The organism is Brevibacillus jepli (assembly GCF_047229145.1).
Lineage (GTDB): Bacteria > Bacillota > Bacilli > Brevibacillales > Brevibacillaceae > Brevibacillus.
Genome location: NZ_JBFEFW010000017.1, coordinates 89,886 through 102,232 on the forward strand (window position 1 = coordinate 89,886; position 12,347 = coordinate 102,232).

The 12,347-nt window shown below is 48.3% G+C and carries 13 protein-coding genes and 1 other annotated feature; all 13 genes read right to left on the reverse strand.

What is annotated here, in order from left to right:
- Window positions 1-14 precede the first annotated feature (14 nt).
- Window positions 15-776 carry a TraR/DksA C4-type zinc finger protein gene (locus AB1L17_RS19050; RefSeq protein ID WP_412846663.1) on the reverse strand — a complete coding sequence of 254 codons (762 nt, stop codon included), beginning with the start codon at window positions 774-776 and terminating at the stop codon, window positions 15-17.
- 128 nt (window positions 777-904) lie between these two features.
- Window positions 905-3,682: an isoleucine--tRNA ligase gene (gene ileS, locus AB1L17_RS19055; RefSeq protein WP_412846664.1), complete on the reverse strand. Its 2,778-nt coding sequence runs from the start codon at window positions 3,680-3,682 to the stop codon at window positions 905-907.
- Window positions 3,683-3,727: 45 nt separating this feature from the next.
- Window positions 3,728-3,996 (reverse strand) — a binding site (T-box leader).
- 70 nt (window positions 3,997-4,066) lie between these two features.
- Window positions 4,067-4,558 (reverse strand): DivIVA domain-containing protein, encoded by a 492-nt coding sequence (locus tag AB1L17_RS19060; protein WP_412846665.1) that lies wholly within the window; start codon window positions 4,556-4,558, stop codon window positions 4,067-4,069.
- Window positions 4,559-4,658: 100 nt separating this feature from the next.
- Window positions 4,659-5,432: a YlmH family RNA-binding protein gene (locus tag AB1L17_RS19065; protein ID WP_412846666.1), complete on the reverse strand. Its 774-nt coding sequence runs from the start codon at window positions 5,430-5,432 to the stop codon at window positions 4,659-4,661.
- Window positions 5,433-5,444: 12 nt separating this feature from the next.
- Window positions 5,445-5,708: a YggT family protein gene (locus tag AB1L17_RS19070; protein ID WP_412846667.1), complete on the reverse strand. Its 264-nt coding sequence runs from the start codon at window positions 5,706-5,708 to the stop codon at window positions 5,445-5,447.
- Window positions 5,709-5,739: 31 nt separating this feature from the next.
- A complete protein-coding gene (locus AB1L17_RS19075; protein ID WP_412846668.1) occupies window positions 5,740-6,165 on the reverse strand; it encodes a cell division protein SepF in 426 nt (141 codons plus the stop codon).
- Between the two features lie 46 nt (window positions 6,166-6,211).
- On the reverse strand, window positions 6,212-6,910 hold the full coding sequence (locus tag AB1L17_RS19080; RefSeq protein WP_412846669.1) for a YggS family pyridoxal phosphate-dependent enzyme: 699 nt from the start codon (window positions 6,908-6,910) through the stop codon (window positions 6,212-6,214).
- Window positions 6,911-6,930: 20 nt separating this feature from the next.
- Entirely contained in the window at window positions 6,931-7,761 is an 831-nt protein-coding gene (gene pgeF / locus AB1L17_RS19085) for a peptidoglycan editing factor PgeF (protein WP_412846670.1), read from the reverse strand.
- A gap of 81 nt (window positions 7,762-7,842) precedes the next feature.
- A complete protein-coding gene (locus AB1L17_RS19090; RefSeq protein ID WP_412846671.1) occupies window positions 7,843-8,121 on the reverse strand; it encodes a YlmC/YmxH family sporulation protein in 279 nt (92 codons plus the stop codon).
- Window positions 8,122-8,253: 132 nt separating this feature from the next.
- Entirely contained in the window at window positions 8,254-9,033 is a 780-nt protein-coding gene (sigG, locus tag AB1L17_RS19095; protein ID WP_007717728.1) for an RNA polymerase sporulation sigma factor SigG, read from the reverse strand.
- Window positions 9,034-9,181: 148 nt separating this feature from the next.
- Complete coding sequence (sigE, locus tag AB1L17_RS19100; protein ID WP_412846672.1) at window positions 9,182-9,904, reverse strand: RNA polymerase sporulation sigma factor SigE; 723 nt, start codon at window positions 9,902-9,904, stop codon at window positions 9,182-9,184.
- A 2-nt stretch (window positions 9,905-9,906) separates the two neighbouring features.
- Entirely contained in the window at window positions 9,907-10,887 is a 981-nt protein-coding gene (spoIIGA, locus tag AB1L17_RS19105; protein ID WP_412846673.1) for a sigma-E processing peptidase SpoIIGA, read from the reverse strand.
- A 230-nt stretch (window positions 10,888-11,117) separates the two neighbouring features.
- Window positions 11,118-12,266, reverse strand: coding sequence for a cell division protein FtsZ (ftsZ, locus tag AB1L17_RS19110; RefSeq protein ID WP_412846674.1), 1,149 nt, complete (start codon window positions 12,264-12,266; stop codon window positions 11,118-11,120).
- Window positions 12,267-12,347: the final 81 nt, after the last annotated feature.

The following is a 12,347-nucleotide window of genomic DNA, read 5'->3' on the forward strand; positions in this document are numbered from 1 at the left end:
AGAGTGCTAGTTGATTAAGAGTAGTCATTCCGGCCCTCTCGTTCTGCTTGTTCTCCTTCATAATCGTCATAGGAGAGGAAATTTCCTTTTCCTTCCCCTTTTCTCATATACTCTTCATACGTCCCGCTTCTCATAAAATGTACACTGTCAGGACCGTGATAGCCTTCAATATCGGTATAACCGATCTCCTCCACTGCTTCGACAAAACCATCCGGCTCATTGCTCTCGATATACATTTCGTCGTAATCCGTTTTGTCGGGTTCCTGGTACGAGAATGGAGTGCTGGATGTCCCCCATGACTCGACAATTTGCCAGGCATCCTCACCGTCAAATCCGTTCTGCCCTTCTTTTTCATCCAAGGACGTACGTCCGAAAGGTGGCTGCAAAAACTCCTCTTCAATCGGACGTGATTCGTTCACTAACGGTGCTGGGGCGTGCTCCTTGCACGTCTGTGCCTGAGGTAGCGCTTCTAGTCGCTCCACAGGGATTGGTTCCCCACAGACCGTACACAGACCGTAGGTGCCTTCCTCCATGCGCATCAGCGCCTGGTCAATCTCCTTTAACGTCTCCCGGTCCAGACTGTCTAGGGCCAAATCTTTTTCCCGCTCAAACATTTCACTACCGATATCTGCGGGATGGTTATCGTACATGGCAAACTCCTGCAAAGAGGTTGTCATTGGTTCTCTCATGCCATAATGGTCCTGTACGCGGTCTTCCAGCTCTTTTTTCTGTTCCAGCAGCTTTTCCCGGAAGCTGGCCAGCATCTTTTGGTCCACGCTGTACACCACCTTTGTTTGGTTTCCTCAACAGGTAGTATGTCTTGGACCACAAGGAAATAATCCCGAACTTGACCAACAAAAAACCTGCCATCCCCAATAGGAATGACAGGTTCATCGACTATTTCTTATTCCGTTACATTTGCATAGTGTTGTTCTACGATGTCTGCGCAACGAACGCAAAGCGTTGAATGCGACTCGCGAGTGCCAACATCAGGCTTCACTACACGGCAACGCTCGCATTTTCCACCGTCTGCGGCAGATACCACGGCAGCAATTCCTTCGAGCTGTACAGCTTCTGCTGGAGCTGATTCATTGTGTACATCCACGTGAGCCACGATGAACAGGTCAGCCAGATCGTCCATCGCTGCCAATGTTTTCGCAACTTCTTCCGTTTGTGGATACAGAGCCAGCTTCGCATCAACGGAGTTGCCGAACACCTTGTTGCGGCGCGCTTCTTCCATGGCTTTGAGAACCTCATCTCGGATCGCCAGGAACGCATCCCATTTGCTCTCTGCTTCTGCTGCAAAGCTGAGATGTTGCTCGTCGCCTTCTGGCATATCTGTCAATTGAACACTCTTCTCTTCCACGCCTGGAATGAATGCCCACACCTCATCAGCTGTGTGCGGCAAGAGTGGAGCAACCAGCTTCACCAGACTGAGCAAGCAATCGTACATCACCGTCTGCGCAGCGCGACGTTTCAGACTATCTGGCGCTTCTACATACAGACGATCCTTGCAGATGTCCAGGTAGAAAGCGGACAAGTCGATCACGCAGAAGTTATGAACTGCATGGAAAACCGTATGGAATTGATATTCATCATACGCTTTGCGTGCACGCTTCGCGACTTTTGCTGCTTTCGCCAGAACATAACGATCCAGCTCACCCAGCTCTTCATACGCTACGCGGTCTGTTGCCGGATTGAATCCATCCAGGTTACCCAGCAGGAAGCGGAACGTATTGCGGATTTTACGGTATACCTCAGCGATCTGGTTCAGGATCGCATCGGAAATGCGCACGTCTGCTTGATAATCCACAGAAGCTACCCACAGACGCAAGATGTCTGCGCCCATCTTGTCAATAACTTGTTGTGGCACGATGACGTTACCAAGGGATTTGGACATTTTGCGTCCTTCTCCATCCAATGCAAAGCCGTGGCTCAGGACGGATTTGTAAGGAGCTGTACCATACACGGCAACACCCGTCGAGAGAGATGAGTTGAACCAGCCACGATACTGGTCAGAGCCTTCCAGATACATGTCAGCTGGCCAAGCAATGCCTCTTTCGCGCAAAACAGCCTGGTGGCTGGAACCGGAGTCGAACCAAACGTCCATAATATCCGTTTCTTTGCGGAATTCCTTGCAATTGCATTTGGTGCAGGAAAGTCCTTCTGGAACCAGCTCATTCGCTTCACGGGAGAACCATACTTTGGATCCTTCTTTGCGGAACAGATCTGCCACATGGTTGATCGTCGTGTCGTTAATGATCGGTTCGTTACACGATTTGCAATAGAAGATTGGAATCGGTACACCCCATACACGCTGACGGGAAATGCACCAGTCGCCACGATCCGCAATCATGTTTGCCAGACGAGTTTCTCCCCAATGAGGAATCCATTTTACATTTTTAATCGCTTCGAGCATTTGCTCACGGAATCCGTCGATTGACGCGAACCATTGCTCTGTCGCGCGATAGATAACCGGTTTTTTCGTACGCCAGTCATGTGGGTAGGAGTGCGTGAAGAAGCTCAGCTTCAGGAGCGAACCGTTTTCTTTCAGCTTTTCTGTAATCACTTTGTTGGCATCTTCGTAGAACAGACCTTCAAAGCCTGGGGCCTCGCTGGTCATTTTACCTTCGTGATCGACTGGACAAAGGACACCCAAATTGTATTTTTGACCAACGTTAAAGTCATCTTCCCCGTGTCCAGGAGCAGTATGAACGCAACCGGTACCTGCGTCCAAGGTTACATGCTCACCCAGGATGAGTGGAGACTTGCGATCGTAGAACGGATGCTGAGTCTCTACTCCTTCCAGATCTTGACCTTTAAAGGTCGCGAGAATCTCTACGCCTTCCCAGCCAATTTCTTTACTCGCGGCTTCAATCAGACCGTTAGCAACGAGGAATTTGCGGCCATCTGCCTTCACAACGTTGTACTCAAGCTCAGGGTGCAGAGTGATTGCGAGGTTTGCTGGCAATGTCCATGGAGTCGTCGTCCAGATGACTACGCCTGTTTCTGTATCCAGCTTGCCTTTTCCATCTGCTACCTGGAAGCTTACGTAAATAGAAGGAGAGCGCTTGTCTTTGTATTCAATTTCTGCGTCAGCGAGAGCAGTCTCAGAAGACGGAGACCAATATACACAACGCAGACCTTTGTAAATGTAACCCTTTTTCGCCATTTCGCCGAATACGCGAATTTGGTTGGCTTCATACTCAGGCAGAAGTGTTACATATGGGTTTTCCCAATCACCACGAACACCCAGACGCTTGAATTGGTCGCGTTGCTTGTCGATATAGGACCAAGCATACTCCTCACAGCGCTGGCGGAAATCGTTCACTTCGATGCTGCGACGATCCAGCCCTTGGGCATTGACAATCGCTTGCTCAATCGGCAATCCATGCGTATCCCAGCCTGGAATGTACGGCGCATAAAAGCCTGCCATGGATTTGTAGCGAACGATGAAGTCCTTGAGAATTTTGTTAAGTGCGTGACCGATATGGATATCTCCATTCGCATACGGAGGACCATCATGCAAGACAAAAGATGGACGGTCTTTCGTACGATCTAACACTTGTTGATAAATATTTTGCTCTTCCCATACCGCTTGCATCTGTGGCTCGCGGCTTGGCAAATTTCCGCGCATAGGGAAATCTGTTTTTGGTAGCGCTAAGGTTTTGCTGTAATCCATGCCTGATTCACTCCTCCAAATAAATAAAAGCCTTCACTCATCCCCGTAAGGGACGAGAGAAAGCTCCCGTGGTACCACCCTGATTGAACAAACCCGTACGACAAAAAAGCCTCCCTTGGATTCGTTCCACTTCACTCATTCGTAACGGGAATGACGCGCTCACTTACTCACCTGGTTAGCCAACAAGGCTTTTATGGTTTTCGGATATTGAACTCCCGGGTGATTTTCTGCGAAAGCAACTGATCGGGTTTTCACCTTCTCCCGACTCTCTAAGCAGTGCTGGCTCACATACTCTTCCCGTTCATCGTCTATGATTTGTATAAGTGCCTATTTCGAAAAAGTTGTTTTTCATTATAGTACCATCATTGGTCGAACGTCAATGATTTATTCAACGGCAACAGCCGAATCTGCCTGTGGCTGTTCAATATGATCCCAATCGCCATTCTCCAGCATTTCCAGCTGCGCCTCCAAGAGGGTACGAAAGCGCATACGGTAAACGGAAGCGCGTTTTTTCAGTTCTTCGATTTCAATTGCGATTTTGCGCGACTTCGCCAGTGCTTCATTGACAATTCGGTCTGCGTTTTTCTCGGCTTCTTTTAAGATGAGCTGCGCTTCCTTGCGGGCATTCGACTTTACGTCCTCCGCTGTCTCTTGCGCAACAAGAATCGACTTGCTCAAATTTTCTTCCAGACTCTTATAATAATCTACGCGCTCATTAAGAATCGCAACGCGCTCTTCCTGTTCTTTTTTCTCTTTTATCAAGAGCTCAAAATCCTTGATCACCTGATCGAGAAATTCGTTCACTTCGTCAATATTATACCCACGAAAGCCTGTGCTGAATTCCTTATTGTGTATATCCAACGGCGTTAATGGCACATGAACCCCCCACTTTTCCCGATAATTCGTCTTCGTTTATTTCGACAGGATTAGCAGTGTTTCCTGCCGTATTTTACAAATTTTTGCGACACGGGTCATCCTATGTAACCAGTCCGACAATCATGCGAAGTCTTCCGCTGCGTGTGGGACCTGCTACCTCAACAATTTTGAAACGCCCGTAGCCAGCAAGTGAAACCATATCCCCCATCTGCAATTGGTATGATGGGTCCTCGATTACTTTCCAGTTGATCTTCACTTTACCCGCTCGAATTGGCACCAGTGCTTTTGCGCGAGACATATTGTGTACTTCTCCGATGATCGCGTCGATTCGCGGTGATGGCACGGTGATCGTTTTCTCTACAAACTTGGGTGCAGGTGGTGTAAAGGTCTCCCATGGTACCCGCTCAAACTGGACGGATGTCCGATGGATTTGCGTCACCTGCGCACAAACAAAGTCAGCCACTTCTTCTGCTACAATCGTATAGCAGCCCTCTGCATCTGTCAGCATGTCCCCGAATTTTTCCCGTTTCATCCCGGCACCCAGCATCGCACCCATCACATCTCGATGCTCCAGTACATGAAAGCGCTGATCTGCCTTGATCGCTAATATGGCGAGACGATAGTCTTCATGCTCGACAGGGAGATACTCCGGATGGAGAATAACACGTACACGCTCGGCGCCCTCGTAGCCTCCATAGGGAGAAACGTTCACATCACTTACTTGTGAGGATAGGCTCTGCAAAATCATCAGCTGTCTAGGGTCTACAAAATCAGTAAGGCGCATGGCCTGCTTCCGCTCTACTTGCGTCAGCATTTCCAGCGCCCGTTCAACATAGGGACGTTCTTCTTTTGAAAAATGTTCGAATATGCTCATCGTTTCACACGCCTACAAGATTTGTTGCAAAATGGCGTACAGGCCAGATTGGGCAAAACGCAGTGCAATCAATGCGACAATCGGGGAGATATCGATAAAGCCGAGTGGCGGGATAAACCGGCGAAACGGTGCCAAATATGGCTCAACCAGTCTTTCCAGCAACTGTCCGATGCCTGTACCTCTCATTTGCGGAACCCATGACATCAGAATGTAGGCGATAATCATGTATTGGTACACTGAAAACGCAAAATTTAAAATGTCAATGACAACACTCATTGGCTCACCCTTTTACATTCGTCTTAATTGGCTACTCTTCTAACACACTGGAGATTGTACCCTGAATATCTACATGGTCAGGTGTGCACACGAAAATCGTGTCTCCGACCTTTTGAATATCGCCGTTCAGTGCGTAGACCGTCCCGCTCAAAAAGTCGATAATTCTCTTGGCTTGGTCCTTTTCCACTCGATGGAGGTTAACCACAACGGGTCTACGATGACGCAGGTTGTCAGCGATATCCTGTGCGTCACTGTAATGACGGGGCTCACAGAGAATCAAACGGATTCCCTCCTTTTCCCGTGCTTGAAACGGTACCACGTTATTAGCTCGGCCGATCGGCTGGCGCTTGTGCGAGGATTCATGCTCTTCTCTTTCCTCTTCAACCGTTGTTGTCTCTTCGATGTATTCCTCGTTTTCTAGCCCCAGAAACCCCATCAATCTATTCATTACACCCATACTTCTCCTCCTCTCTTACTCTCTGGTATGGTCTGTTATCGCATGACTACTCCGGCTTGACCAATACCGATCCCAAACGAATATATGTAGCTCCCTCTTCAATGGCCACTTCAAAATCACTGGACATGCCCATAGACAGCTCTTCCACCTGCGCGTGAGGGAATGCCAACTCGTTGATCCGTTCCTTCCACTCATAGAGGCCACGGAACACCTGTCTGGCTTCTTCCTGATTTTCGACAACAGGCGCCATCGTCATTAATCCGACGATACTTATATGTTTCATATTACTGGTTTCGCGCAAAAAAGCCAATACGTCATTGGGACTAAGCCCAAATTTTGTCTCTTCGCCTGATATATTGATCTGCAAAAAGCATTTTACGACATGATCCAGCGCTTCACCGCGTCGATTCAGCTCTTGTGCCAAAGAAAGTCGGTCCAGGGAATGAATGTACGGGAATCGTCCTACGACTTCTTTTGCCTTGTTCGTCTGGAGGTGCCCGATAAAATGCCAGATCCCTTTATCACCGTGTAGCTGGTGTTTGGGCAAAGCATCCTGCACGCGATTTTCCCCGATATTCTCTACGCCTACAGCGAGCAAGTCCCCAATGGCATCTGCGTCCACATACTTGGTTACTGCAATAATTTTTACTTCCTCACGTTTTCGGTTCGCCCGATCGCAAGCAGCCTGAATTCTTGCTTCGATGGATTGCAGTCGTTCTGTTAATCGTTCTTGTTCCTTGGTCATAACGAACCCTTCCCTTTCTTCTACAAAATTTCCTTCCAGCCGATATACGAAGCCATGCGTCCGGTAGTCCCTTGAGTTCCTGCTTCCTTACGGTGTGAGAAAAACATGTCCGTCCTGCAGCTTGTACACCAATCCGTGGATAAAATATTCTCTGAAGAAATTCCTGCTTCGAGTAATATCTCCGTATTTAGCTGACGAAGATCCAGCATATATCGATCCATTGTGGAGGAGATGACTGCTTTCTCCCAACGGCTTGCACAATCGCGTACCTGCGTCATGATTCGCTCATCGACTTCGTAGCAGCAGCCTCCAATGGATGGTCCAATCGCCACGCGAATGTCCTCTGGCTTTGCCTGATCATGCTTCACCATGGCCTTGACCATTTCCTCGGCAATACGCCCCACAGTACCCTTCCAGCCTGCATGCGCAAGACCGATTGCTCCAGATGCAGGGTCCAGAAAATAGAGGGGAACACAATCTGCGTAAAACGAAGTCAGCATAACCCCTTTTTCGTGTGTAAACAAGCCATCTGTTGCAGATATGACGTTCTCCAGACTTTCATTTCCAGCGCCACCTGCTGTGACCTGGCTTACTCGATTACCGTGCACTTGATCGGCGCATGTCCACGCCGTAAAAGACATACCAACTTGTTCTGCCAGCTTGCGTCTATTGGCTACTACGTGCGAAGGTTCGTCTCCCACATGCAGCCCCATATTAAAAGACCCGTACGGTTGTTCACTTTCCCCGCCTGAGCGAATCGTAAACCCCGCCACTAATCCCGGAAATTGTTGCTCCCACTCTGTTAGCGATAAGATTGACTTATCCTCTAATATGACAAATGGTTCTCTCATGTTGTCACCTTCCTCATATGGCTAATCATACCATAGCCGAAAAGAAAAGAAAGGCTATCTGTGCCTTTCTCTCTTTCCCCTTTAGTATTCATCTCCATTAGAAGTTTTCACTTCTACTTTAAGTGCTTCTTCCATGCGAACAAGCACCACGTCCTTCCCGATCTTCACAATATTGCGCCAAGGAATGACGTAATCGTTCCCGGCAGAAAAGAATCCGAGAAACTTGCCTGGTCCTGGTACGACAATGGCCTCCACACGCCCGTGGCGCAAATCGATTTCCAAATCGGAAATTTGACCTAGCCGTTTCCCATCGAGAATATTAACCACTTCTTTGGTCTGGAAGTCAGAGATTTTCACCATTCTCCCTCACCTACTTTTCTCCGTTACTTTCAGTATATGAGTCCACCGATGAATATGTCCGCTTCTTTAGCAAAAAGTCGTACAAAAAACCCGAACGGTACAAGACCGCCGGGTTGACTATGTGGTTTCTCATTACGATTGCACGTGCTTTTGCATGTGGGCAATTGCCGCTTTCTCTAATCGAGAGACCTGCGCCTGTGAAATGCCGATTTCCTCAGCGACTTCCATTTGCGTTTTTCCTTCGTAAAAGCGCATGGATAATATCATCTTTTCTCGGTCACCTAGCCGCTGCATTCCCTCGCGAAGCGCAATTTCCTCCACCCATGTGACATCCTTGTTCTTCTCGTCGCTTATCTGATCCATCACATAGATCGGATCGCCGCCATCCTGATAAATCGGTTCAAACAGGGATACCGGATCCTGGATCGCATCGAGCGCAAACACGACATCTTCTTTGGCTACGTTCAATTCCTGAGAAATCTCGATAATGGTAGGCTCTCGCGAATGTTTGTTAGTCAGATTGTCACGCACCTGCAAGGCCTTGTACGCGATATCTCGTAGCGAGCGGGATACGCGAATCGGATTGTTGTCCCGTAAGTAGCGTCGAATCTCTCCGATGATCATCGGCACGGCATACGTAGAAAACTTCACGTTTTGCCCGAGATCAAAGTTGTCGATCGCTTTCATCAACCCGATGCAACCCACTTGAAACAAGTCATCCACGAACTCTCCGCGATTGTTGAACCGTTGGATTACGCTTAGCACCAGTCGCAGGTTGCCATTGACCAGCTTCTCGCGGGCAGCCAGCTCCCCACTTTGGAGCCGCTCAAACAACTCCCGCATCTCTTTGTTGGTCAACACCGGAAGCTTGGAGGTATCTACCCCGCATATCTCTACCTTATTGCGCGTCACGTCTTTCCCTCCTCGAAGCAAGAAAAAAGTCCCTAACCCGGTTGTCTTGAAAGGCCGCGTACTGACGCGTAGCCGACCAAGAAAGTGGCAAAAGCCACCATCTGTTTCGGTTTAGGAACAGTATCCCCACAGGCTGGGAAAATATGCGTTAGACCATTTTGTTGAATTCTTTTCGCAACCGTTTTATAATTCGCTTTTCCAAACGAGAAATGTACGACTGTGATATTCCCAGCAAATCTGCTACATCCTTCTGTGTCTTTTCCTCTTCTCCCGCCAAGCCGAAGCGCAGCTCCATGATAATTCGCTCCCGATCAGACAGCTTATCCAGTGCTTTTTTCAGGAGCTTGCGATCGACTTGGTCCTCGATGTTTTTATAGATCGTATCATTCTCCGTACCTAAAACATCTGACAGCAGCAGTTCATTGCCATCCCAGTCAATATTCAGCGGCTCATCAAAGGAGACCTCAGAACGAATTTTATTATTGCGGCGAAGGTACATCAGAATTTCGTTCTCGATACAGCGAGAGGCATACGTTGCCAACTTGATGTTTTTGTCAGGATCAAAGGTGTTGACTGCCTTGATCAACCCGATGGTACCGATGCTGACCAAATCCTCAATGTTAATTCCCGTATTCTCAAACTTGCGGGCGATGTATACGACCAGTCGAAGATTGCGCTCAATCAACATGCCGCGGACAGCTGGATCACCAGTTGGTAATCTGCCGAGCAGCAGCTCCTCTTCTTCTCTGGTCAACGGTGGAGGCAATGCTTCACTCCCGCCAATATAATAGACTTCTTCGGCGCGTACACCAATCCATAGCAAGAATCGGTACCAGGTCAATTGGAGTTGTAGGCGAAGTTTTACATACATGATTAGCCCTCCTGTTTGAGAATAAAGGTTGGTTCTTTGACTTTTTGAACATCCTCTGTATAGGATTCCATCATGGCTGGGTGCACGATGGCCTGATACTTACCGTCAGCGGCCAATGGGATCGGATTAAGTCCGATTAATACTCGTTCTGTTTCAAAACGAATCCCGTCTTGCACAACCATGACATGCTCAGGTTTGATGGCGAGTAAAAAATCCATCCCTCTCGAAACGCTGCGATACGGAATCAGGCGCACCCGGGACTGCCATTCCAACGGCAGGTGGTCCCAAGATCCGTCCAGCTTCTCCCACACTCCACCGTTTTCATCGGTTTGTCGGAGAAGCGACGGCGGAAGCAGATGTGCCAACATGCGACTTTCCATAATCATCACCGGTATGCGTGTAATCGGCTCATGGAGCTGGTTTCCTGTATCCACTAGTCCGCGGCAGATCACTTTTTCTCCTGCTAACGTGACGACGACATCGACGAGAAAGGTTTCGATTCTTCGCGGCTCCTGGATCGCACGGTAACTCTTTTTCCCGAGGAAATACATCATGATAAAACCGATAACCACAATACCCAATGTAGGCTTGAAGCCTACGCCAAACCCATCATTATGCGTAACAACCAGTCCATTCACAATCTCATTACGCGGCGCCAAAAAATACTGTAGCCCAAGCACTCCCCCCCCAAAAACAAATGCGACAAAGTAAAAAATGATCAAGTTCTGCGCAAAGGACAACAACCTCCTGTTACCAAACGCAATCCAGAGCATGATGATGGAAAAGAGCAGTTTGACCCACCATTGATACATCGGAGAAAACACGGGATAAAAGAAAAAGACCAGATATGCGGAGCCAAACAAGGAGGCAAGTATCATTCTCCACCACACCATGCGCTCTTTGCGAAAATAAGCAGTAAACCAGAGTAACAAGGTATCAATAGCCACATTCAGGAGTAGAATGATATCAAGATACACAACCACTTGCTCTCCCCCTCATCTTTCGACCGACTTGGCAGCAAGCATGTGCCCTAGCAAAAATGGTAAATAGTAGGACGACTTCTATCAGTAAAAGCAGTATATATCAATGTGTATGTAAAGTCTGTCAATTCTTGACGGTGTTTTTTTGGTTTTTTTGTCTAACATTTTTTCGGCTATATCCACGAAAAAAAACCTTGTCCCCACTAACGGGAACAAGGCTTTTCGTAATCCATTTAGTTTTTGTTACGACGGCGATTGCGCAGAAATGCTGGAATATCCAAATTATCGAGGTTGCCCATGGAGAAGAAGGACTTGTCTTCCTCTTCTTCCTTTGCACGGCTATTATTCGTATTGGAAACCGGTGTCGGACGATTGCCAGGCGTGTTGATCGGCTGTTGCTGACGGCGAGGAGCCTCAGCAGCGCGTTGAGCATGCTCGAAGCCTGTTGCAATTACGGTCACGACCAATTCATTTTTCAAATCTTCGTTGATAACAGCACCGAAAATCATGTTTACATCTGGATCAGATGCGGAAGACACGATGTCTGCTGCTTCGTTTACTTCGTACAAGCTGAGGTTCGTACCGCCAGTGATGTTCATCAGAACACCGCGAGCGCCATCAATGGAAGTCTCAAGCAACGGGCTGGAAATAGCACGGCGAGCTGCTTCCGCTGCACGATTTTCCCCGCTGCTTACACCGATACCCATCAATGCAGAGCCACGTTCTGTCATGATCGTTTTCACGTCGGCAAAGTCCAGGTTGATCAAACCAGGTACCGCAATCAGGTCGGAAATCCCTTGAACACCTTGTCGCAGAACGTTGTCAACTTCGCGGAACGCTTCAAGCATTGGCGTATTTTTATCGACGATTTCCAAAAGACGATCATTTGGAATTACGATCAGCGTGTCTACTTTTTCTTTCAGAGCTGCGATACCGATTTCGCCGTGCTGGGAACGTCGGCGGCCCTCAAAAGAGAACGGACGTGTTACTACCCCTACAGTTAGAGCACCCATTTCCTTCGCGATCTCAGCGACTACAGGTGCTGCACCTGTACCCGTACCTCCACCCATTCCGGCGGTTACGAATACCATGTCCGCTCCACGCAGAGCGTTCTCAATCAAATCGCGACTTTCCTCTGCCGCTTTCTTACCGATCTCTGGATTGGCACCAGCTCCCAATCCACGAGTCAGCTTTTCCCCAATTTGCAGCTTGATATCTGCACTAGAGAGCTGAAGTGCTTGCGCATCGGTATTCAAGGTGATGAACTCTACACCCTTCAACCCACCGGCGATCATGCGGTTTACTGCATTACTTCCTCCGCCTCCGCAACCGATGACTTTAATTCGTGCAAAGGATTCCATATCCATATCAAATTCCAGCATATTGCTAGTCCTCCCCAATTCAACATAAGAAAACTTCGTGGCTACAGAAGCCTGTCAACTAATGCAATGGAACGAAACAAT